Genomic DNA, 20,195 nt, shown 5'->3' on the forward strand with positions numbered 1-20,195 from the left:
CCGTCAGCGCTGGGGCCAGTACCAGAGGGGTTCGTCCAGGGGGCCCTCACGGCCCGCCACCTCGGTGCGGCCGAACTCCTTGAACAGGGTGATCGTCCGCAGGTCCACCCGGTGCCGGCGGGTGCCCGCCGCCAGGGCCTCGGCCAGCGGGGCCGCGTGGGTGACCACCACCGTCTGGGTGTCCCGGGCCGCGGTCAGGATCAGGTCGGCGAGGGGGGCCAGCAGGTCCGGGTGGAGGCTGGTCTCCGGCTCGTTGAGGACCATCAGGGACGGCGGCCGGGGCGTCAGCAGGGCCGCCGTCCACAGCAGGTAGCGCAGGGTGCCGTCGGAGAGTTCGGCCGCGCCCAGCGGACGCAGCAGGCCGTGCTGGTGGAGCTCCAGCCCGAACCGGCCGTCCCGGTCGGTGACGGTGACCCGCGTCCCGGGGAACGCCGCGTCGACGGCGGCGTCCAGCGCCGCGCCGTCCCCGGTCTCCCGGATCGTCTGCAGCGCCGCCGGCAGGTCCGAGCCGTCGGCGCCGAGCACCGGCGTACGGGTGCCGACGCGGGGGGTCCGGGCGGGCGCCTCGGCGTCGGTGCGGACGTGGTCGTAGAACCGCCACGACCGGATCAGCTCGCGCAGGGCGAGCAGGTCGGGCGCCAGCTGCGGGTCGGCGAGTTCGCCGAGCATGGAGTCGTAGGGGCGCAGCGCGTTCTGGGTGCGGTGCCAGCCGCCGTCCGCCGTGCGCGTCCGCACGGCCGGCCCCGCCCGGTCGCACAGCAGCGCCGCGGGGCGCAGCACGGGCCCGGCCCAGGTGCACTCGCGCTTGATCTCCGGGTCCAGGGAGAAGAGCGAGTCCGGTACGGGCGCCGGGTGCCCGAAGTCCACCGCGTACCCGAACTCGTCACCGGCGAAGCCCAGCCGCAGGCTGACCGGCTCGGCGCGCACCGTCCCCTGGAGCGGCCGGTGCCCGTCCCGGACGTCCCGGGACAGTTTCTCCGGACCCGCCCACAGGGTGGAGGGCAGACCGCCCTCCCGGGCCAGCGCGGCGACCGCCCCGCCGCGCGCGGAGTCGGCGAGGAGCCGCAGCGAACGGTAGAGGCTGGACTTGCCGGTGCCGTTCGCCCCCGTGACCACGGTCAGCCGGCCCAGCGGCACGATCAGCCTGCGCAGCGAGCGGTAGTTCTCCACGGCCAGGGTGGTGATCACGTCTCGGGGTGCTCCTCGGGAGCGAGGGAACGGCCCCTCGGGAGCACGCGCGGGCCCAGCCGGTCGTGGAAGACGGGGGTGTTCACCGCCCGGCCGTTCCCTCGCCGGCGAACCGGGCGACCGAGGGGGAGTCGTCGGGGAGCCCGCTGCCGACGGCGGCTCCCGGCTTGCCCTTGCGGAAGGCCGCGCAGGCGATCGTGACGGCGGAACCGAGCACCGCCCAGCCGGCGAGCACCAGCATCGGACCGCCCGCGCCGTTGCCCCTGAAGTACGCGATGGAGCGCCCGGCGTACGTACCGGCGCCCGGCGGCAGGGCCGGGCCGATGGTGCTCCAGAACGGCGGCAGCAGCGGGTACGGGTAGGCGCCGCCCGCGCTCGGGTTGCCGAGCACCACGACCAGCAGGATCGCCAGGCCGATGCCGACGACGCCCGCCAGTCCCTGGAGGGCCAGGGTGATCGCGCCGACCGCGAAGACGACCAGGGCGCCGAGGCCCCACAGGGCCATGAGCGAGCCGGGCAGCGCGTCCAGGACCGGGCCCGCGATGACCGCGCCGAGCAGGCCGGCGACGATCGCGTACACGAGCAGCGCGCCGAGCCGGATGACGGCGCGGGCGGAGTTCGCGGGCCGGGCGCCGGCGCTGATCGCGAGGATCGCGGCGCACAGGTACCCGCCCACGCACCAGCCGACGACGAGGTAGAAGGAGCTCAGGCCGCGCCCGTCGCCGGCGGCGGCCGGGGCCACGTCGGTGACCCGGACGGTGCGGCCCTGGCTCTTCTCGGCGCGGCCGACGACCTCCTCGATGGCCTGGGAGAGGGAGGCTCCGGCGCCGCCCGCGACGAGCAGCCGGTCGGTGGTGCCCTCGGGGTCGACGACCAGGGCGCCGTCCACCTCGCGGTTCTGGATCAGCCGGACGGCGTCGACCTCGTTCGCGGCCACCCGGGTGTCGAGCGGCTCGCCGGGCAGCTTGCCCAGCTGCTGCGCGGTCCGGTCGGCGAGCGGGGCCGTGGGGGCGGCCACGGCGAGCGGGATCTCGCTGGGCTTGGGGTGGTGGAAGGCCCCGATGTAGGAGGTGATGAAGGCCAGCTGGAGGGCCAGTACGCCCAGGACCAGCAGGGCTGCCCGGGTGGTCACGGCGTCCTTGATCTCGGCGAGGAAGCCGCCGGGCGGACCTGGGTCGGTGCTCTGGGTGGGCTGGGTCATGCCTCCCACGCTCGGCGCGCCGGGGACGGGGCGCAGCAGGGGAGGGCCGAACGGATGATCGAACAAGTGTTTCGCACGGGTATTCGAATTGCTCTATGGTGGAGACCGGGGGAGACCGAAGGAGCCGGGGGGCATCGAGCGAAGCAGGAGGCCGCGGGTGCCTGGTTTTACGCATCTGCACACCGTTTCGGGGTTCTCCGCGCGCTACGGAGCCTCCCACCCGGAACAACTGGCGGAACGTGCCGTCGAGCGGGGCATGGACGCCCTCGCCCTGACCGACCGCGACACCCTCGCGGGCGCGGTGCGGTTCGCGAAGGCGGCCGCCGGCGCCGGGATCCGGCCCCTGTTCGGAGTGGACCTGGCCGTGGCCCCGGCGGTATCCGGGCCGGCCGGCCGGCCCGCCGTCGCCGCGGGCGAGGCCTCCCGCCGGCGCCGGGTGCCCGTCAAGGGCGGGGCCTTCGTGGACGAGTCCGCCGCGCGCGCCGTCTTCCTGGCCCGGGACGGGGCCGCCGGATGGGCCGCGCTGTGCCGGATGGTCACCGCCGCGCACGCGACCCACCCGGGCGCGGAGCCGGGCACGCCCGGAGCCTGGGACATCGGGGCTGGCGGGGCGGACGGGGCCGACGGTACGGACGGGGCCGACAGAGCGTCCGGCGGGGTCCGGGCCGACGGGTCCGGCGCGCCCGGCATCCGCGTCCGCACCGGACAGCCGCTGCTGCCCTGGGAGGCCCTGTGCGCCGACGGCGTGTTCGTCCTGCTCGGCCCCGGCTCCGAAGTCGGCCGGGCCCTCGCCGCCGGCCGCCCCGACCTGGCCGCCCGGCTGCTCGCACCCTGGCGGGAGGTCTACGGGGATGCCCTGCGCCTGGAGGCCGTCCACCACGGCCGCCCCGGCACCGGCCCCGGCTCGCTGCGGCTGGCCGCCCGTACGGTCGGCTTCGCCGCCGAACAGGGCGTCCCGGCCGTACTGACCAACGCCGTCCGGTACGCCGACCCCGGCCAGGGCCCCGTCGCCGACGTCCTCGACTCCGCCCGCCGGCTCGTCCCCCTCGACCCCCGCGGCCCCCTCGACACCGGCGAGCGCTGGCTCAAGGCCCCCGCCGCCATGGCCGAGACCGCCGACCGGATCGCCGAAGCCGCCGGGCTGCGCCCCGCCGACGCCCGGCGCCTGCTCGCCCGTACCCGGGAGACCGCCGGGGCCTGCTCCGTCGACCCCGAGGACGACCTCGGCATCGGCTCCGTGCACTTCCCCGAGGCCCGCCTCGTCGGCGCCGCCCACCGCACCGCCCAGCGGGTCCTCACCTCCCGCGCCTCGGCCGGCATGGTGCTGCGCGGCTACGCCGGCGACCGCGCGTACTGGGACCGGATGCACCAGGAACTCGACGTCATCGCCCACCACGGCTACGCCTCCTACTTCCTGACCGTCGCCCGGGTTGTTGACGACGTGCGGGACATGGGCATCCGCGTGACCGCCCGCGGCTCCGGCGCCGGCTCCCTCGTCAACCACCTCCTCGGCATCGCGCACGCCGACCCCGTCGCCCACGGCCTGCTGATGGAACGCTTCCTGTCCAAACGCCGCCGCGTCCTGCCCGACATCGACATCGACGTGGAGTCCGCCCGCCGCCTGGAGGTCTACCGCCGGATCATCACCCGCTTCGGAACCGAACGCGTCGCCACCGTCTCCATGCCCGAGACCTACCGGGTCCGGCACGCCATCCGCGACGTCGGCGCCGCCCTGTCCATGGACCCCGCCGCCGTCGACCGGCTCGCCAAGGCCTTCCCGCACATCCGCGCCCGCGACGCCCGTGCCGCCCTGGAGGAACTGCCCGAACTGCGCGACGTACGGGGGGAGTCGTACGGGCGGCTGTGGGACCTCGTCGAGGCGCTGGACGCACTGCCGCGCGGCATCGCCATGCACCCGTGCGGGGTGCTCCTCTCCGACGCCTCGCTCCTCGCCCGCACCCCCGTCGTCCCCACCAGCGGCGAGGGCTTCCCCATGTCCCAGTTCGACAAGGAGGACGTGGAGGACCTCGGCCTGCTCAAACTCGACGTGCTCGGCGTCCGCATGCAGTCCGCGATGGCCCACGCGGTCGCGGAACTGCGCCGGGCGACCGGGCGGGAACTCGACCTGGACGACCCGGCGCAGCTGCCGCCCGGTGACGCGGCGGCGTACGAACTGATCCGCTCCGCCGAGACGCTGGGCTGCTTCCAGATCGAGTCCCCGGGCCAGCGCGACCTGGTGGGGCGGCTCCAGCCCGCCACCTTCCACGACCTCGTGGTCGACATCTCGCTGTTCCGCCCGGGACCGGTCGCCGCCGACATGGTGCGGCCCTTCATCGAGGCCCGGCACGGGCGGGCCCCCGTCCGCTTCCCGCACGAGGACCTGGCCGGGGCGCTGCGGGAAACGTACGGGGTGGTGGTCTTCCACGAGCAGATCATCGAGATCGTGCACGTCATGACCGGCTGCGGCCGCGACGAGGCGGACCGCGTCCGGCGCGGGCTGTCCGACCCCGGCTCGCAGGCCCGGATCAAGGTCTGGTTCGCGGCGGCCGCCGCGGCGCGCGGCTACTCCCCGGAGGTGACCGCCCGCACCTGGGAGATCGTCGAGGCCTTCGGCAGCTACGGCTTCTGCAAGGCGCACGCGGTGGCCTTCGCCGTACCCACCTACCAGTCGGCCTGGCTCAAGGCCCACCACCCGGCGGCCTTCTACGCCGGACTGCTGACCCACGACCCCGGCATGTACCCCAAGCGCCTGCTGCTGGCCGACGCCCGCCGCAGGGGAGTGCCCGTGCTGCCGCTCGACGTGAACCGCTCTGCGGTCGCCCACCGCATCGAACTGGTGTCCGGTACTCCGGAGCGCTGGGGGCTGCGGCTCGCCCTCGCCGACGTCCACGGCATCAGCGAGACCGAAGCCCGCCGCATCGAGACCGGCCAGCCCTACGCCTCCCTGCGCGACTTCTGGGACCGCGCCCACCCCGGCCGCCCCGTCGCCGAACGCCTCGCCCAGGTCGGCGCCCTGGACTCCTTCGGCACCAACCGCCGTGACCTGCTGCTCCACCTGACGGAACTCCACGGCGCCCAGCGCGCCTCGGCCACCCAACTCCCCCTGGGCGGAGGCCGTTCCACCGCCCGCGTCGGACTGCCCGACCTCACCGGAGCCGAACGGCTCAGCGCCGAACTCGGCATCCTCGGCATGGACGCCTCGCGCCACCTCATGGGCGACCACCACGCCTTCCTCGCCGAACTCGGCGTCACCCCGGCACACCGGCTCCGGGACACCGCGCACGGCCGGACCGTCCTCGTCGCCGGCGCCAAGGCCGCCACCCAGACCCCGCCGATCCGCTCCGGCCGCCGCGTCATCTTCACCACCCTCGACGACGGCACCGGACTCGTCGACCTCGCCTTCTTCGACGACAGCCAGGAAGCCTGCGCCCACACCGTCTTCCACTCCTTCCTGCTCCTCGTACGAGGCGTCGTGCAGCGACGCGGACCGCAGAGCCTGAGCGTGGTCGGAGCGGCCGCCTGGGACCTCGCCGCCCTCGCCGAACTGCGCGCCGGCAGCGGCCTCGAAGCCGTCACCACCCGGCTCGCCGAACCCCCGGCCGCCCCCGGCCCCGGCGACTCCGGCCGCCGCATCCACCTGCCGACCGGCTACGAGATGAACCCCTGGGCCGACCTCCAGCCGCCCGGCGAACGCGCCGCGACCGGCCGCAAGCTGTGGCACTCCAGCCCCGGGAGCGCCGGATGACCGCGATCCTCCACGTCCGCTGCGCCCCCGGGCTCCCCGAAGACGGCTACCGCGAACTCCTCGACCTGCTCCGGGAGTTCTCCCCGTTCGTCCAGGCCCTGCCGCCCCGCGCCGCCCTCGTCCAGGCCCGCGGCGCCCAGCGGTACTTCGCCTCCGGCCCCACCCGCATCGCCGAGGTCGTCCGGCTCCGCGCCGTGGCCCGGCTGGGCACCGACGTCCGCATCGGCGTCTCCACCACCTGGGCCGTCGCCGCCATGGCCTCCGCGCGCGTCCCCGAACCCGGTGGAGTCCTCTCCGTCCCCGGGGAATCCGTCACCGCCTTCCTCGCCCCCCTCCCCGTTGAAACCCTGCACGGACTCGGCGCCCGGCAGGCCGACGCACTGCGCCGGTACGGGCTCCACACCGTCGGAGCCCTCACCCGGGTCCCGCCCGGGGTCCTGGAACGGATCCTCGGCAAACGGGCCGGCCGCACCGTCGCCGACCGCGCCCGCGGCATCGACCCCCGCCCCGTCACCCCGCGGGACCTGCCCGCCTCCACCGCCGTCCGCACCCGCTTCACCCGCCAGGAACTCGACGGCCCCCACACCCGGGCCGCCCTGCTCACCCTCGTGGTCCGGCTCGGCGCGACCCTGCGCGGACGCCACCAGGCCGCCCGCTCGCTCCACCTCACCCTCCACTTCGCGGGCGGCACCCGGTGGGAGAAGACCCGCCGCCTCCCCGAACCCTCCGCGCACGACGAAGACCTCCGCACCCTCGCCTACCGCCTCATGGACGCCGCGGGACTCCAGCGGGCCCGTCTCACCGGCATGACGCTCCGCGCCGAAGACCTCACCGGCGCGGCCGCCGCCACCCGGCAGATCTCCCTCGACCCCGTCCGTGAATCCCGCCTCACCGTCGAAGCCGCCGTCGACCGCGCCAACGCCCGCTTCGGCCCGGGCACCGTCAGACCCGCCGCGACCCTTCTTTCCGGGGGCTCCTCCGCCTCCGGGACGCTCGCGGCCTGACCCCTTTCCCCAGGGGGGGCGGGACGGGACCCTCAGAGGTCCTCCAGCATCCGCCGGGCTGTCTCCGCCTTCAGGGCGGTGGTCTGGGCCTGGATCAGGTGGAACTGGGCCTCGCGGGAGAGGCGGCCCGCGGTGTGCCCGTACTGGACCGCGCGGCCGCCGGCCACCGCCACGCAGGTCGCGGCCGCCCGGACGGCCAGGTCCAGGGCGGCGGCCCGCAGCGCGAGGCGGTCCTGCGCCCGTTCCCCCGGCGGGAGTTCGTCCCGCAGCGCGTACGCCTCCGCGCGCAGCCGGGCGGCCCGCCGGGCGACCCGCAGGCCGAGGTCCTCGTACGGGGGCGAGGCGAGCAGGAAGTCCGCCGTGGCCCGCAGCTGGCCGAAGACCGCGGGCTGCGCATCGGCGTTCTCCAGGTCGTACGCCCGGATCCAGTCCGCCCGCGCCGCCCGGCCCAGCACCCGCGCGTCCGGCACGTGGACGTCGCGCAGCTCGACGGAGGCCGTGTGCGTACCGCCCATCGCCCACAGCGGGGCCCCCGCGACCGCGGTCAGACCGTCCCCCGGCACGCGGTCCACCAGGGCGAGGACCACCTCGTCGGACGCGGTGGCGGCGCCGACGAACAGGGAGTCGGCCAGCGCCCACCCCGTCACCCACGGCACCCGGCCCGCCAGCCGCCACCCGCCTGGAACCCGTTCTGCGGTGACGGGCGGGCGCGGGTGCCGCAAGAAGGCGAAACCGGCCGTCGCCCGCCGCTCACCGGCCGCCAGCGCGGGCAGCCACTCCTCGCGCAGGGCCGTGCCCGCCGGGTCCCGGGCCGCGAGCAGGGCCTTGGCCAGCGGAACGTGCTGGGTCCAGACGAACCACGTCGAGGGGTCCACCGCCGCCAGCACCTCGTGCACCTCCCGGGTCACCTGACGCGGCGTGAGACCGCTCCGCGGCGCCGGTTCGTATCCGATCAGCCCGTACGCGCCACAACCGGCGAGGGTTTCCAGGTGCGTGACGGGCACCCCCGCCTCGGCCGTCCGCTCCGCCTCGGGCCGCAGGACGCGTACGGCGGCCTCCGTGACGGCCGCGACGAGCGGATCGGCCGCCAGGGCCGCCGGGGCGGCCAGGTCGGTACCGGCGCCAGGAGCCCTCTGCATGGCCGCGCTCACCTCAACTGGGGGTTCGGGGGCGTCCATTGTTCCTGAGCGGCACTGGAGACGGACTCGACACGCGAGTTTTTACCGACGCGTAACTTCCCTGTCTTGCTACTCGCCCGTAATTTGGCCGGAGCAGCCCCCTTGTGATCCGGATCACGGGACGAACCCCCACGAACATTCCCCTTGACCCGCGAGGAGATCACACGATGCTGCCCTGGAGACGCCTGCTCCGCCCGCTGGCCGTCCTCACCCTCGCCGCCGCGGCCCTCGTCGCCCCCACCGGCACCGCACAGGCCGCGGCCGCCCCCAGCAGCGGCTGGAACAACTGGTCCTGCAAACCGTCCGCCGCACACCCCCGGCCCGTGGTCCTCGTCCACGGCACCTTCGGCAACTCCGTCGACAACTGGCTCGGGTTCGCCCCCTACCTGGTCCACCGCGGGTACTGCGTCTACTCCCTGGACTACGGCCAGCTCCCCGGCGTGCCCTTCTTCAACGGCCTCGGCCCCATCGACAAGTCGGCCGCCCAGCTCGACGTCTTCGTCGACAAGGTCCTCGCCGCCACCGGAGCCTCCAAGACCGACATCGTCGGCCACTCCCAGGGCGGCATGATGCCGCGCCACTACCTGAAGTTCCTCGGCGGCGCCCCCAAGGTCAACGCGCTCGTCGGGATCGCCCCCGACAACCACGGCACCACCCTCCTCGGCCTCACCCAGCTGCTCCCGTACTTCCCCGGAGCCGAGGACCTGATCAGCACCGCGACCCCGGGCCTCGCCGACCAGATCGCCGGGTCCCCCTTCATCACCCGCCTCAACGAGGGCGGGGACACCGTCCCCGGCGTCAAGTACACGGTGATCTCCACCAGGTACGACCAGGTCGTCACCCCGTACCGGAGCCAGTTCCTCGACGGGCCGAACGTCCGCAACGTCCTCCTCCAGGACCTGTGCGTCCTGGACTTCTCCGAGCACGTCACCATCGGCCTGACCGACCGGCTCGCCTGGCACGAGGCGCTCAACGCCCTCGACCCGGCCAACGCCGAACGGACCACCTGCGCGTCGGTCTTCGACTGACGCGCAGGTGGTCCGCGGCGGGAGGGCGCCGTTGGGGCGGCGCCGTGGTCGGTGAGGTCTGCCCGGTCCGCCCAGGCTGCCGGGTCTGTTCGGTCCGGCCGGACTAGCGGCCGTGGCGGCCCGTCGTCGCCCGGCGGCGGGCCAGGCCGAACAGCACGGCCGCACCGGCGGCCAGCGCGCCCGCACCGGCGATCGCGAGCGCCGGGGTGGCGCCGCTGCCGCCCGTCTCCGCGAGGTTGTCGCCCTTGACGGCGACCGGGGTCGAGGACGCGAGCGGCGCGGGGCCGCCGGCGTGGCCGTTCGTCTTCGGGTCGTCGTCACCGTGGCCGTTGTGCTCCACCGAGGACTTGGCCGCGCCGTCCGCGATCTGCCGGTCCGTCGGGGCCTCGGCCTTCGGGCCGTCACCGCCGGCGGCCGCGGTGGTGGGCGCGGCGGGCGCGGAGGTGCCCGCCCCCGGCTTCGAGCCGGGCTTCGTCCCCGCGGGGACGCTCGCCGACGCGCTCGGCCCGGTGCCCGGAGCGGTCGTTCCCGTGCCGCCGCCGGTGCCCCCGCCGTCCTTGCCGAAGACGACGTCGGAGCAGGTGTAGAAGGCCTCCGGGCTGTCCGAACGCTGCCAGACGCTGTAGACGAGGTGGCGGCCGGTCTTCTTCGGGACGGTCCCGCTGAAGACGTAGTCGCCGTTCTGCATGCCCGGGTCGGTGACCTTCGCGAACGGCGCCGGCTCCAGGTCGGACCACTTCAGCGGCTTCGTCGGGTCGTACCCGTCCTTCGTGACGTACAGCTCGAAGGAACCCTTGTGCGGGGCGGTGCCCTTGTAGCGGAAGGTGTGCGCCCCGGCCGTCATCGGGCTGGCCGGCCAGTCGGCGCGCGGCAGGTCCAGGCCCTTGTACTTCGCGTTGCCGGCCGAGCACAGCTGCCCGTCCGGGATCAGGGACTTGCTCTGGCCCGCGGCGTTGGCGATGTTCACCGCGTTCCAGTCGTAGAACGCCTGCGCCCCGCTCGCCGCGACGGCCGCCTTGCACGCCGCCGACTTCGGGGACTCCGGCCCTTCCGCGTAGCACGCCGCCACCCGGCTGACCGGGTCCGTCATCGACCCGTGGGCGGCCGCGGGCACGGCGGCGTACGCGGCCACCGCGAGCGGGGCGAGACCGACGGCGGCGATTCGGGTGGCGGTGCGGCGTACGGGCATGGGGGAACTCCTTCGGGCACGGGGCAGGGTGCGCCAGCGGGCCGGGGCCGTGCGGCGCCGCCCCCGAATCGGGGTCCCGACGCCGCGACCGGCCCTCCCTGGCCCCGCCAAGCTAGCCCCCCGGACCCCGCGTTTTCCCCTGACGGAGCCCCCGGAGCCGATCCTTAGGGTCCGGTTAAGGCAGAGGAAAGCGGCACCTCAGGAACGGGCCTCGACGTGCTCGCCGGACCACTTCAGGAGCGTCACGGCCAGCTCGGAGAGGTCGACGCCCAGCTGTACGAGCTCCTCCGGGAGGGACTCGTACGCGCTGGATCCCTCCTGGGGGCGGTCGTTCGCCGGATCCTGCACGGCCACGGCCGCTTCCCCCGCCGGCTTCCGCAGGCCGTAGATGTGCCTGTTCCGCTTCCGGAACGCCGCCACGCAGTCGTCGAGGATCTCACGGAGCTCATGGGAGGCCTCCGCGTCGTACGCGCCGGTGTCGAGGATCTGCCTGACGGTGTCGAGGGCGTCCGGTCCCGACGCCCTTGCCGCCATCACGGAAGCGAACGGACCGGCGACCATCCTCTCCATCGTCTGGAACAGGGCGAATTCGGTCGCTGCCGAATTCCTGACCATGAAGCCCAGGGCCAAGTCCAGGTCCTTCTCTTCGGGGCTGTGAGCGTAGAAGTCTTCCATCCGGCCATCCTCGCCTTCCCCGTGGTCTCCGGACAGCGAATATCCGCGCCCCCGGCCGGACCGCGCTACGGGAGCAGGGCCGCCAGGCCGGACGGGGTCCTGGCCTGGTCGTCCAGGGCGTCCAGGGCGCGGACCGCCTGGGCGGCGGCCTCCGGGTCCGTCGCGGTCAGCCCGCTCGCCGCGAACTCGTCCTCGTCCAGGCGCAGTACCGACGTCCGGTCCGCGGAGACCCACAGGTCGAGGTCCAGGTCCTCGACCAGGATCTCGCCCTCGCGGACCACCGCCGGGCGCGTGACGTCGCAGTACCAGCCCTTGAGGACCCCCTCGCCGGTCCACACCTCCTTGACCGCGTACCAGCGCGTGCGCCAGAAGTGCTCGACGAACACGTCACCCGGCTCGAAGCGCACGAACCCGAAGTCCTTCACCGCCTCGGCCGCCCAGGGGGCGCGGACGGAGATCCGGTCGCCGTCGTCGGCGACCTCCACCGCCGGATAGCGGATCTTGGTGCGGCCCGCCTTCGTCAGGGTGACGGTCCATCGGCTGCTCACTGTGCGGCTCCCGTCTTCTTCGCGTACCGCGTCTCGGTCGCGCAGATCTCGTACCCGAACCACCTGTTGATGGCGAGCATCGGTTCGTTCCCGGCGTCGTTTCCGGTGAACGCCTCCCGGTAGCCGGCCGCGCGGGCCCGCAGCAGGGAGTCGGTCTTGGCGAGCTTGGCCAGCCCGCGTCCGCGGAAGGCGCGCAGGGTGCCGGTCATCGCCGAGGAGTAGCGGCCGGCGCCGTCGGTCCGCGCCGCGGAGAAGGCCGCCACGACCCCGTCGACGAGGACGGCCGTGGTCAGCTCGTGGTCGAGGGCCGGGTTGTGCCAGACGTCGCGCAGCCAGTCCTCGTAGTCGTCCAGCTCGACGGGTACGTCACCCGGCTCGTCGGCCGAGGCCTCGCAGTCCGCGCGGTGGAACGGGCGCGGGTCGGCGGCGAAGGCGCTGCCGGGCCGCAGCTCCACTCCGGCGGGGAGCTCGGGCAGCGGCGGCAGCGCGGCCGCCGTCAGGTCCAGGCGCAGGAAGTGGGCCGAACGGCCGGCGCGGTACCCGCGCCGCTCGGCGAAGGCCCGGTGCTCCGGCTCGTCCAGTACCCAGCTGTACGTGTCCGTCACGTCCGGCCGCGCCAGGTGCGCCTCGGCCGCCCGCACGAGCGCGCCCCCGGTGCCGAGGCCGCGGTGCTGGGGGTCGACGTACACGTTGACGTACGCCTGCCCGGGCTCGGTGCTTCCGTGGGCCACGCCCACCTCGGCGGTGCCGACGGCCAGGCCCTCCGGGGTCTCGGCGAGCAGGACGCGGCGGTGGCCGTCGGGATGGGCGCGGGCGAGTTCGTAGGTCACGGCCGCGGCCGTGGTGACCATGAAGGGCAGCGCCGCGCGGCGCACCCGGACGGCGGATCCGGCATCGGCGGTGTCGCCCGGGCGCAGGTCGCGGATGGTGATGGTGGTCATGCGGCCGACGCTACGGGCGGCCGGGTGCGGGCCGCCTCCGAATTACGGCCGATGGGGGAGAATCCGTCAGGTGACCCCGACGAACCTGAAGATCACCATCGACGACGGGGCGGGCTCGGCCGCCCCGTACGAGCAGTTGCGCGCGCAGATCGCCGACCGGGCCCGGTCGGGGAGGCTGCCGGCCGGCTTCAAGCTGCCCACCGTGCGGGGCCTGGCGGAGGAGCTGGGGCTGGCCGCGAACACCGTCGCGAAGGCCTACCGGGCGCTGGAGGCCGACGGGGTGATCGAGACCCGGGGCCGCAACGGCACCTACGTCGCGGCGGCAGCGGAGGGCGCCGCCCGCGAGGCCGCGGGAGCCGCGCAGACGTACGCGGAGCGCGCGCACCGGCTGGGCCTGACCCAGGCGCAGGCCCTGGAGGCGGCCGCGGACGCCCTCCGGGCCCGGTACGCGCAGTAGCCCGGGCGGCCCGTTCCGGCAGCGGGCGCGGGGCCCGCTGCCGGGGCCCGGCCCGGTGGACCGGGTACCCCGGCGCCGGTTGACCGGTACCCCCCGGCCCGACGGCGGGGCCCCCGCTCAGAGGTAGAGGCCCTCCGGGCTGTGCGGCTGGGCCGGGAGGACGGCGGCCGGTCCCGTGCCGCGCCGGAGGGCGAACAGTTCGGCGAGGGTGGCGCCCTCGCGGGACACGCCCTCGTCCGTGCCGAGCCAGTCCACCGCCTCCCCGTGCGTCAGCCGTCCGACCTCGATGCGGGCCAGGCAGCGGCCCGGCCGTACCACCGCGGGGTGCAGCCGCTCCAGGTCCTCGTTGGTGGTGACGCCGACCAGGACGTTGCGGCCCTGCCCCAGCAGACCGTCCGTCAGGTTCAGCAGCCGTGACAGGGCCTGGCCGGCCGTGTGCCGGGCCTCGCCGCGGATCAGCTCGTCGCAGTCCTCCAGCAGCAGCAGCCGCCAGCGGCCCTTCGCCGTGCCCTCGTCCTCGCCGATCGCGATGTCCATCAGGTAGCCGACGTCGTTGAACAGCCGCTCCGGGTCCAGGACGCAGTCCACCTGGCACCAGTCACGCCAGGACCGGGCCAGCGTGCGCAGCGCGGACGTCTTGCCGGTGCCCGGCGGGCCGTGCAGCAGGAGCAGCCGCCCCGCGATGTCGTCCGGGGTGACCTTCATCAGCCGGTCCATCGCCCCGGCCACCGGCGCCGTGTAGTTGGGTCGGACCTCTTCCCAGGTGCCGGCGGAGATCTGCCGCGTCGTGCGGTACGGGCCGCGCCGCGGGGAGACGTACCAGAAGCCCATCGTGACGTTCTCCGGCTGCGGTTCGGGCTCGTCCTGCGCCCCGTCCGTGGCCTCGCCGAGCACCCGCGCCGCGACTTCGTCGGTGACCGCCGTCACCGTCACGTCCGCGCCCCGGCTCCAGCGCGAGATCAGCAGGGTCCAGCCCTCTCCCTCGGCGAGGGTGGCGCTGCGGTCGGTGTCGCGCGCCGAGCGGAGCACGACCGCCCGCGGGGGCAGCAGCGTCGCCTCCGCCTTGACCCGTTCGATCGACACGCTCTGCGAGTACGGCTGCTCGCCGGAGGCGAACCGGCCCAGGAACAGCGCGTCGACTACGTCCGACGGTGAATCGCTGTCGTCGACATTGAGCCGGATCGGCAGCGCGTCATGCGGGTCTGCTGGCATGGCGCCCATGATCCGGCACGAACTGGCCCCGTGCACCTGTGTTTCGCCGGATCGGGTGCCCGAATTCCCTCTTCAAACGCATCGGGAGTGAAGATTCCGGCCCGTTCCCACCCCGAACATTCTTGGCATGAACACTTACAGAATCCCCCGGCTGCTTGTACCACGGACTCAGGAGTAACCCCCACTAGGAGCCGCACACATGAGCAAGAGAATGTCGCGCTTCGCAGCCCTCACCTCCTCCCTGGTCCTCGCCGCGGGTGCCGCCCTGTTCGGCGCCGGCCAGGCGGCCGCCGCCCAGGCCGACTTCGGCTACGTCGCCCTCGGCGACTCGTACTCCTCCGGCGTCGGCGCCGGCAACTACGACAGCGGGAGCGGCGACTGCAAGCGCACCGCCCGCGCCTACCCCGCGCTGTGGGCGGCCGCCCACGCCCCGCAGACCTTCTCCTTCACCGCGTGCTCGGGCGCCCGTACCGGTGACGTCCTCGCCGGCCAGCTCGGCCCGCTCAACTCCGGCACCGACCTCGTCAGCATCACCATCGGCGGCAACGACGCCGGATTCTCCGACGTCATGACGACCTGTGTGCTCCAGTCCGAGTCCACCTGCGTCAACCGCGTCAACCAGGCCAAGGCGTACGTCGACTCCACCCTCCCCGGCCGGCTCGACCAGGTGTACGACTCCATCCGCGGCCGGGCCTCCGGCGCCAAGGTCGTCGTCCTCGGCTATCCCCGCTTCTACAAGCTGAACGGAACCTGCGCCACCGGCCTCACCGAGGGCGAACGCTCCGCCATCAACGGCGCGGCGGACCACCTCAACGCCGCCATCGCCAAGCGCGCCGCCGACCACGGGTTCACCTTCGCCTCGGTCGCCGGCGCCTTCACGGGCCACGAGATCTGCTCCGGCAACGCGTGGCTGCACAGCGTCAACTGGCTCAACATCGGCGAGTCGTACCACCCCACCGCCGCCGGACAGTCCGGCGGCTACCTGCCGGTCTTCACCTCCAAGGCCTGAGTCCCGGCCCTGAGCCCGGGTCCTGGGGCCCGGGCTTCAGGGAGCGGGTTCCGGGTCCGGCGCCCCCGTGGACGGGGGCGCCGGACCCGGTGACCCGGAGGGCTCCGGCGAAGCGGGCGGGGAGGAGGAGGCTCCGCCCGTCGGGGTCGGCGGCGGCGAGCAGGTGACCGAGAACTCCAGCCACGCGGACTCCGTCCGTACCGGCTGCCGCACCTCCAGTCGGACCGCGTCGTCCAGGGTCGTCCCCGGCCGGTACCCGGACGCGGTGTGCAGGACCTGACGGGTCCGCGGTCCGCCCTCCTCGTACGAGACGCTCTCCCAGCCCCGGTCCGCGGCGTCCCCGCCGCGCGTGGCCCAGCGGTACTCCAGCACGACGGGAGTACGGGCGACTTCGAGGGTGGCGGTGAAGGCGGGCGCGCCCACGGCGGGCGGCGGACAGCTGCCGCTGTAGACCGCGCGCAGGGTGTGGACGTACACGGTGACGCTCTGGGCGGGCTCCGCGCTCCCCGAAGCCGAGGCCGAGGCGGACGCGGAGGCCGAAGCGGAGGCCGGCGCGGACGGGGGAGGGGAGGGGGGCGCGGACGCCGGAGCCGGGGAGTCCGGACCCGTACCCGGAGCCCCGGCGCCCCGGCCGCCCCCGCTCTGGCGGTCCTTCAGCAGCAGCCACCCCAGCAGGCCCAGGGCCACCAGCAGGACCACGATGCCGAGGGTCAGCACCGTGCCCGCGTTCCCCTGCCGCGCACCCGGCCCCGGCGCGGGGCCCCGTACCGGCACCGGCACCGGCGGGGTCGCCGCCCCGTACGGCCCGCCGCCCCCGTCCTGCCCGAACCGCGCCGTCACCGCAGGGGCGCCGGGCTCCGACGCCGGTCCGCCGGCGGCCCGTACGGCGCCGCCCGCACCGATGATCCGCAGCATCCGGGAAGCCTCCGCCGCGTCGAGGCGCCGGTCCGGATCCTTGCGCAGCAGCCCTTCCAGGACCGGTTCCAGGGGGCCGGCCCGGCGCGGCGGCGGCAACTCCCCTTCCACCACGGCCCGGAGCGTCGACAGCGCGGTGTCCTGCCGGAACGGCGAGACCCCCTCCACGGCCGCGTACAGCAGCACCCCGAGCGACCACAGGTCCGACTCCGGTCCCGGATCGCGCCCGAGCGCCCGTTCCGGAGCCAGGAACTCGGGGGAGCCGACGACCTCGCCGGTCATCGTGATCGCCGACGAACCCTCCAGGCTCGCGATCCCGAAGTCGCCCAGCACCACCCGGCCGTCGTTGGCGATCAGCACGTTGGCCGGCTTGACGTCGCGGTGCAGCACCCCCGACCCGTGCGCGGACCGCAGCGCGGCGAGGACCTGCTCGCCGACGTGCGCCGCCCGCTGCGGGGTCATCGGCCCCTCGCCCTCCAGCACCTCGGCCAGGGAGAGCCCGCGCACCAGCTCCATCACGATCCAGGGGCGGCCGTCCTCGCTCGCCACGTCGTAGACCGTGACGACCCCGCGGTGCGAGACGCGGGCCGCGGCCCAGGCCTCCCGCTCCAGGCGCCGGTACATCCGGGCCACCTCCGCCGCGTCCAGACCGGCGGGCGCCCGCACCTCCTTGACGGCGACCTCGCGGCCCAGTACCTCGTCCCGGGCCCGCCAGACGATCCCCATGCCCCCGCGGCCGAGCGGGCCGAGCAGCCGGTACCGGCCCGCGACGACACGCGCGGCGTCGTCACTTTCGTTCCCACTCACGCGTACCCCCATGCGTCACCGGGCGATCACTCCAAGTTAGCGCAGGAAGGCTTCCGTGGCCCCTGTCGTGACGTCACTCCCTGCAGGGCTCCCCAAGTGGGCCGATTTGTGCGGAGAGTGACGGTCGACTCCGCTGAGTAATCGTCAACTACCCGTAAGGACAGGGGTAATTCACACCACCGGGATACCCGAGCGCGACGCGGGGGCGATAGGGTTACCCTGCCCGGGCCGGGTGCCCTCGTACGGGTGGGGAGAGACATGGAACAGATAGCAATGCGCAGCAGGCCGCCTCGCGTGCCTGCCATCACCTGCGGCAGCAACGCGACCAGCTCGCGCCTCGACCGCCACCTCGCAGTGCTGGGCGGCCCCGCCGTCCCGCGCCACGAGTCCGCCGAGGCGACCCTGCTGATGCGTGAGCTCACGTCCCGCGACCACACGCACGTCCAGCGGAGCCGGAGCGCGCGCGTCGCCCTCTTCGCCCCGCTGCGCAGGCTGCGGCGCACGCTCTTCGGCAGCCGCCGCTCGTAAACCGACCCCGTCGCGCAGCCGGCCGCTCCGGCTGCACCCCGGCCCACGTCCCTACTCGCCGGCGTCTCCCCGGCCTCCGGCGATCACACCGTCCCGGCGCAGTGCCGCGATCTGCGCGCCCGTCATCCCCAGGGCGCGCAGCAGGGCATCGTCGTGCTGGCCGAGCGCGGGCACCGCTCCCATCCGCGGTGCCGCGCCGCCCGGCAGCCCGATCGGCGGCAGCAGCGCCCGCAGCGGGCCCACCGGAGAACCCACCTCCCGCCAGCGGTCCCGTGCCGCCAGCTGCGGGTGCCCGGCCAGCTGGGCCACCGAGTTCAGCCGCGCGCAGGCGATCCCCGCCTCCTCCAGCCGCCGGACCGCCTCCTCCGCGCCCAGCCCCCCGAGCGCCGCGGCCACCACCGCGTCGGTCTTCTCCCGGTTCCGGGTGCGCGCCGCGTTCGTCGCGAACGCCGGATCCGCGGCCAGGTCCGGCCGCTCCAGCACCTGCCGCGCGAGCCGCTGCCACTCCCGGTCGTTCTGCACCGACAGCAGCACCCGGTCCCCGTCGGCCGTCGCGTACGCGTCGTACGGAGCGATCACCGCGTGCGCGAGTCCGGTGCGGACGGGCTGCTCCCCGTCGTGCATCGTGTGGTGCAGCGGGTGCCCCATCCACTCGGCGAGCGAGTCCAGCATCGACACCTCGACCGGACCGCCGCGCCCGGTGGTCCCGCGGCGCAGCAGCGCGGCGAGGACCCCCGAGAAGGCGTACATGGCCGCCGCGATGTCGGCCGCCGGGATCCCCGCCTTCACCGGCTCGTCGGGAGTGCCGGTCACCGACACCAGACCCGCCTCGCACTGCACGAGCATGTCGTAGGCGCGCTTGTGGGCGTACGGGCCCTGCGGACCGTAGCCCGAGACGTCCACGGCGATCAGCCGCGGGTAGCGGGCGCACAGCGTCGCCGCGTCGAGCCCGAGCCGGGCGGCGGCGCCGTGGGCGAGGTTCTGGACGAAGACGTCGGCGTCGTCGAGCAGCCGGTGCAGCACCTCCAGACCGCGCGGGTCCTTCAGGTCGAGCGTGAGGGACTCCTTCCCGCGATTGGCCCAGACGAAGTGGGAGGCCAGACCGTGGGCGGCGGTGTCGTAGGCGCGGGCGAAGTCCCCGCCGTCGGGGCGCTCGACCTTGATGACCCGGGCGCCGAGGTCGGCGAGCTGACGGGTCGCGAAGGGGGCGGAGACGGCCTGTTCGACGGCGATGACGGTGAGGCCGGCGAGGGGAAGGGGCTCGGTGTCGGTGTCCATGACACCGATCCCTATCCCGGCGCGCCCCGGTCTGTCACCCCCCGGAGGGGACGACGCGCTGCGGAGCGCGGAGGTCAGAGCAGGGCGAACTGGCCGCCCGGACCCTCCTCCTGGTGGTCCAGCACCGAGGCGGGCCGCCGGGCCCAGCGCGGCGGCGGCAGCACCCCGGCGGCCGTGAGCTCGGAGGCGGGCAACGGCGGCCCCGGGATGAACGCCGCCCGCTCCGGGGCCAGCGCGGCCAGCAGCGCCAGGGTCGTCACCAGCGCCGGAAGCTCCGAGGTCCAGGCCTGCGGCCAGCCGGCCGGGCCGAGCGCGGCCAGCCCGTCCGCGTCCGCCGCCCGGTGCGCGCAGCGGGCGGCGAACCAGGCCTCCAGCACCCGGACGCCCTGGGCCTCGTACTCCCAGGCCGCCGCCGGGACCGGCGACACGGCCCCGTCCCCGAGGGTCAGCGTCTCGCTCTCCGCGTCGTACCCGATGCCGTCCGGCCACCCCGTGACCGCCGCCCGGACGTACGGCCGCCGGCCGCCGGGCAGCCGGGGCGGCTCCCCGCCCCGCGCCCCGCGCAGCTGGACGGCCAGCAGCCGGTGCCCCAGCTCCAGCCCGGCCCGCCAGCGCTCCGGGTCGGCCGTGAGCGGGACCTCGTGGCCCCGGGGCCCCGGGCGGCCCGCGGCGAGGATCCAGCACAGCACGTCCTCCGCGGTGACCCAGCCGCCGAGGCGCTCGCCCAGCAACGGCAGCAGGCCCGGCGCGAGGTTCGGCTCGGCGCCGCCGGGGCGCCGGTGCAGCGGCCGGATCCGGCCGAGCCGGCCCGCCGGGAGGTGCGCCGTGACCAGCAGCTCCGGCATCTCCACCACGAACAGCTGGTACCCGTCGCGGACCCGCCACAGCTCCGGCCGCGCCGAGTCGATGAGCCGCTGGTCGGGCAGCAGCCACTGCTCGTCGAAGGGGGCCCGGAGCACCCGTACGGGTTCGGGGAACGGGCCGGGCGCGTCGGCGAACCGGGCCGTCGCGGAACGCTGCCCCGGCAGGGCGGCGGCGCCGGAGGCGGTCGTACGCGCCCGGGACGGGCGGAACAGCCGCTCCCGTTCGGCCCCTTCGGCGCCCGTCAGGGCGCTCCAGCGGGTGCGCAGCGTGGCCGGGTCGGGCGCCGCGACCCAGTCCCGGCCCAGGCGCAGGCCGCCCACGGCCCAGGGCATCAGTTCGTCCAGCAGCGGGTTCGGCGGCGGTGTCTCAGCGCTCACCCGGCAGATGGTAGCGACGCCCGCCGGGGGCGGGCCGCGTCCTGGCCGAAG

17 protein-coding genes are annotated in these 20,195 nt (G+C 75.1%); 6 read left to right on the plus strand and 11 right to left on the minus strand.

Annotated elements, in window-relative coordinates; genetic code table 11:
- Positions 1–3: 3 nt before the first annotated feature.
- Together AC07B0_RS31785 and AC07B0_RS31790 are read right to left on the minus strand one after the other, a co-directional pair.
- Positions 4–1,188: an AAA family ATPase gene (locus AC07B0_RS31785; protein ID WP_478899474.1), complete on the minus strand. Its 1,185-nt coding sequence runs from the start codon at positions 1,186–1,188 to the stop codon at positions 4–6.
- Positions 1,189–1,270: 82 nt separating this feature from the next.
- Positions 1,271–2,389, minus strand: coding sequence for a DUF3533 domain-containing protein (locus AC07B0_RS31790; protein WP_478866324.1), 1,119 nt, complete (start codon positions 2,387–2,389; stop codon positions 1,271–1,273).
- 157 nt (positions 2,390–2,546) lie between these two features.
- Here AC07B0_RS31790 and AC07B0_RS31795 point away from each other — a divergent pair, with 157 nt between their 5' ends.
- Together AC07B0_RS31795 and AC07B0_RS31800 are read left to right on the plus strand one after the other, a co-directional pair.
- On the plus strand, positions 2,547–6,134 hold the full coding sequence (locus AC07B0_RS31795) for a DNA polymerase III subunit alpha (protein ID WP_478899475.1): 3,588 nt from the start codon (positions 2,547–2,549) through the stop codon (positions 6,132–6,134).
- Positions 6,131–7,138 (plus strand): DNA polymerase Y family protein, encoded by a 1,008-nt coding sequence (locus tag AC07B0_RS31800; protein ID WP_478899477.1) that lies wholly within the window; start codon positions 6,131–6,133, stop codon positions 7,136–7,138. Before AC07B0_RS31795 ends, AC07B0_RS31800 begins: the two co-directional genes overlap by 4 nt.
- Positions 7,139–7,170: 32 nt before the next feature.
- Here AC07B0_RS31800 and AC07B0_RS31805 read toward each other — a convergent pair whose 3' ends face one another.
- The gene (locus AC07B0_RS31805) at positions 7,171–8,277 is read right to left on the minus strand and encodes an acyl-CoA dehydrogenase family protein (RefSeq protein WP_356874779.1); all 1,107 of its coding nucleotides are present in this window, start codon (positions 8,275–8,277) and stop codon (positions 7,171–7,173) included.
- 206 nt (positions 8,278–8,483) lie between these two features.
- On the opposite strand from AC07B0_RS31805, the gene AC07B0_RS31810 reads away from it, so the two are divergent.
- Complete coding sequence (locus AC07B0_RS31810; RefSeq protein ID WP_356874781.1) at positions 8,484–9,344, plus strand: esterase/lipase family protein; 861 nt, start codon at positions 8,484–8,486, stop codon at positions 9,342–9,344.
- A gap of 103 nt (positions 9,345–9,447) precedes the next feature.
- On the opposite strand, the gene AC07B0_RS31815 is transcribed toward AC07B0_RS31810, so the two are convergent.
- From AC07B0_RS31815 to AC07B0_RS31830, 4 genes are all read right to left on the minus strand, one after another.
- Positions 9,448–10,533, minus strand: coding sequence for a lytic polysaccharide monooxygenase auxiliary activity family 9 protein (locus AC07B0_RS31815; protein WP_478899478.1), 1,086 nt, complete (start codon positions 10,531–10,533; stop codon positions 9,448–9,450).
- A 198-nt stretch (positions 10,534–10,731) separates the two neighbouring features.
- Positions 10,732–11,208, minus strand: a complete 477-nt coding sequence (locus AC07B0_RS31820) for a hypothetical protein (RefSeq protein ID WP_478899480.1) — start codon at positions 11,206–11,208, stop codon at positions 10,732–10,734.
- 65 nt (positions 11,209–11,273) lie between these two features.
- Positions 11,274–11,756, minus strand: a complete 483-nt coding sequence (locus tag AC07B0_RS31825) for a ribonuclease FAU-1 family protein (protein WP_356874787.1) — start codon at positions 11,754–11,756, stop codon at positions 11,274–11,276.
- The gene (locus tag AC07B0_RS31830) at positions 11,753–12,697 is read right to left on the minus strand and encodes an N-acetyltransferase family protein (protein WP_478899481.1); all 945 of its coding nucleotides are present in this window, start codon (positions 12,695–12,697) and stop codon (positions 11,753–11,755) included. The genes AC07B0_RS31825 and AC07B0_RS31830 overlap by 4 nt, the downstream gene beginning before the upstream one ends.
- 70 nt (positions 12,698–12,767) lie before the next feature.
- Between AC07B0_RS31830 and AC07B0_RS31835 the strand changes: the two genes are divergently transcribed.
- A complete protein-coding gene (locus AC07B0_RS31835) occupies positions 12,768–13,154 on the plus strand; it encodes a GntR family transcriptional regulator (protein ID WP_356874791.1) in 387 nt (128 codons plus the stop codon).
- 117 nt (positions 13,155–13,271) lie between these two features.
- On the opposite strand, the gene AC07B0_RS31840 is transcribed toward AC07B0_RS31835, so the two are convergent.
- Positions 13,272–14,366 carry a DUF5925 domain-containing protein gene (locus AC07B0_RS31840; RefSeq protein ID WP_467294639.1) on the minus strand — a complete coding sequence of 365 codons (1,095 nt, stop codon included), beginning with the start codon at positions 14,364–14,366 and terminating at the stop codon, positions 13,272–13,274.
- A gap of 199 nt (positions 14,367–14,565) precedes the next feature.
- Between AC07B0_RS31840 and AC07B0_RS31845 the strand changes: the two genes are divergently transcribed.
- Complete coding sequence (locus AC07B0_RS31845) at positions 14,566–15,375, plus strand: SGNH/GDSL hydrolase family protein (RefSeq protein WP_467294637.1); 810 nt, start codon at positions 14,566–14,568, stop codon at positions 15,373–15,375.
- A 36-nt stretch (positions 15,376–15,411) separates the two neighbouring features.
- On the opposite strand, the gene AC07B0_RS31850 is transcribed toward AC07B0_RS31845, so the two are convergent.
- Entirely contained in the window at positions 15,412–17,109 is a 1,698-nt protein-coding gene (locus tag AC07B0_RS31850) for a serine/threonine-protein kinase (RefSeq protein WP_478899482.1), read from the minus strand.
- 246 nt (positions 17,110–17,355) lie between these two features.
- On the opposite strand from AC07B0_RS31850, the gene AC07B0_RS31855 reads away from it, so the two are divergent.
- The gene (locus tag AC07B0_RS31855) at positions 17,356–17,625 is read left to right on the plus strand and encodes a hypothetical protein (RefSeq protein WP_356874799.1); all 270 of its coding nucleotides are present in this window, start codon (positions 17,356–17,358) and stop codon (positions 17,623–17,625) included.
- Between the two features lie 51 nt (positions 17,626–17,676).
- Here AC07B0_RS31855 and AC07B0_RS31860 read toward each other — a convergent pair whose 3' ends face one another.
- Positions 17,677–18,903 (minus strand): CaiB/BaiF CoA transferase family protein, encoded by a 1,227-nt coding sequence (locus AC07B0_RS31860; protein ID WP_469381764.1) that lies wholly within the window; start codon positions 18,901–18,903, stop codon positions 17,677–17,679.
- 74 nt (positions 18,904–18,977) lie between these two features.
- Positions 18,978–20,099 carry a type ISP restriction/modification enzyme gene (locus AC07B0_RS31865; RefSeq protein WP_478899503.1) on the minus strand — a complete coding sequence of 374 codons (1,122 nt, stop codon included), beginning with the start codon at positions 20,097–20,099 and terminating at the stop codon, positions 18,978–18,980.
- Positions 20,100–20,195 lie beyond the last annotated feature (96 nt).

The organism is Streptomyces sp. NPDC044704 (assembly GCF_056433525.1).

Excerpts from the sequence above, each read along its gene's own strand:
- AC07B0_RS31790 (WP_478866324.1), bottom strand. The coding sequence starts at position 2,389 with ATGACCCAGCCCACCCAGAGCACCGACCCAGGTCCGCCCGGCGGCTTC.
- AC07B0_RS31865 (WP_478899503.1), bottom strand. The coding sequence starts at position 20,099 with ATGCCCTGGGCCGTGGGCGGCCTGCGCCTGGGCCGGGACTGGGTCGCG.
- AC07B0_RS31850 (WP_478899482.1), bottom strand. The coding sequence starts at position 17,109 with ATGGGGGTACGCGTGAGTGGGAACGAAAGTGACGACGCCGCGCGTGTC.
- AC07B0_RS31805 (WP_356874779.1), bottom strand. The coding sequence starts at position 8,277 with ATGCAGAGGGCTCCTGGCGCCGGTACCGACCTGGCCGCCCCGGCGGCC.
- AC07B0_RS31860 (WP_469381764.1), bottom strand. The coding sequence starts at position 18,903 with ATGGACACCGACACCGAGCCCCTTCCCCTCGCCGGCCTCACCGTCATC.
- AC07B0_RS31810 (WP_356874781.1), top strand. The coding sequence starts at position 8,484 with ATGCTGCCCTGGAGACGCCTGCTCCGCCCGCTGGCCGTCCTCACCCTC.
- AC07B0_RS31855 (WP_356874799.1), top strand. The coding sequence starts at position 17,356 with ATGGAACAGATAGCAATGCGCAGCAGGCCGCCTCGCGTGCCTGCCATC.
- AC07B0_RS31800 (WP_478899477.1), top strand. The coding sequence starts at position 6,131 with ATGACCGCGATCCTCCACGTCCGCTGCGCCCCCGGGCTCCCCGAAGAC.
- AC07B0_RS31840 (WP_467294639.1), bottom strand. The coding sequence starts at position 14,366 with ATGCCAGCAGACCCGCATGACGCGCTGCCGATCCGGCTCAATGTCGAC.
- AC07B0_RS31830 (WP_478899481.1), bottom strand. The coding sequence starts at position 12,697 with ATGACCACCATCACCATCCGCGACCTGCGCCCGGGCGACACCGCCGAT.
- AC07B0_RS31820 (WP_478899480.1), bottom strand. The coding sequence starts at position 11,208 with ATGGAAGACTTCTACGCTCACAGCCCCGAAGAGAAGGACCTGGACTTG.
- AC07B0_RS31815 (WP_478899478.1), bottom strand. The coding sequence starts at position 10,533 with ATGCCCGTACGCCGCACCGCCACCCGAATCGCCGCCGTCGGTCTCGCC.
- AC07B0_RS31845 (WP_467294637.1), top strand. The coding sequence starts at position 14,566 with ATGAGCAAGAGAATGTCGCGCTTCGCAGCCCTCACCTCCTCCCTGGTC.